2 protein-coding genes are annotated in these 1020 nt (G+C 47.7%); both read left to right on the top strand.

What is annotated here, in order from left to right:
• A partial coding sequence (locus TT11_RS17585) for a transposase (RefSeq protein WP_370587889.1) occupies window positions 1-330 on the top strand: 330 nt, incomplete at its 5' end.
• A 26-nt stretch (window positions 331-356) separates the two neighbouring features.
• Window positions 357-1020: IS256 family transposase (locus TT11_RS16530; protein ID WP_370587888.1), on the top strand; the 664-nt coding region annotated here is incomplete at its 3' end.

Raw genomic sequence — 1020 nt, 5'->3', positions numbered from 1 at the left:
GACATTAAAAAACTGGCCGAGCAAATGGCTGGTAGCATGAAAAGCTTTGATAACATCAAAGACTTCCAAAAGCAGCTCATGCAATCCTTTATCGATACTGCCTTAGAGGCTGAGATGGAAGAGCATCTCGGCTACCCCAAGCATGAGAAAGCAGATAAACCAAACAAGCGCAACGGACACACTAAAAAGAGAGTCCGCAGTGATACAGGCGATCTTGAAATCTCTACCCCAAGAGACCGTGATAGCAGCTTTGAGCCTGTACTCGTTAGTAAGCATCAAACCCGTATCTCAGGTCTCGATGATAAAATCATATCGTCACTACAGGCATAGCCTTCCGTCTTGCGCTTCGGGCAAGTGTGCCCCACACACTTGCTTATCCTCGCTCATACGCCAAGGGTCAAACCACCACTGAGATCGTAGAGAGCATTAAAGAGCTCTACGATGTCGACATCTCAAGCTCTCTTGTCTCAAGAGTCACCGATAACATATTAGAGGACATCACTGCTTGGCAGAACCGGCCGCTGAGCAGTGTTTATCCTATCGTCTATCTAGACTGCATCGTCGTGAAGATACGTCAAGACAAGCAGATCATCAACAAAGCCATTTACTTAGCCCTAGGCGTTAACCTTAACGGTAAAAAAGAGCTGCTTGGTATGTGGCTCTCAGAGAATGAAGGCGCTAAGTTCTGGCTGGGCGTTCTTACCGAGCTTCAAAACCGTGGCGTACAAGACATCTTAATCGCTTGTGTCGATGGCTTAAAGGGCTTCCCCGATGCCATCAACACGGTTTATCCCAAAGCCAAGGTTCAGCTGTGTATCGTGCATATGGTACGTTACTCAATGAAGTTTGTACCTTGGACAGATAAGAAGGCCGTAGCGGCTGATTTAAAGGCCATCTACGGCGCTGATACGCTTGAGATGGCAGAGGCCAATCTTGAGTACTTTGATGAGACTTGGGGCAAAGATTACCCGCACGTGGTCAAGTCTTGGCGCAATAACTGGGAGGGCTTAACGGTGTTCC

Origin of the sequence: Psychrobacter sp. JCM 18901, from assembly GCF_000586435.1 — a bacterium.
Lineage (GTDB): Bacteria > Pseudomonadota > Gammaproteobacteria > Pseudomonadales > Moraxellaceae > Psychrobacter.
This window is presented reverse-complemented; position numbering and strand designations above follow the sequence as displayed.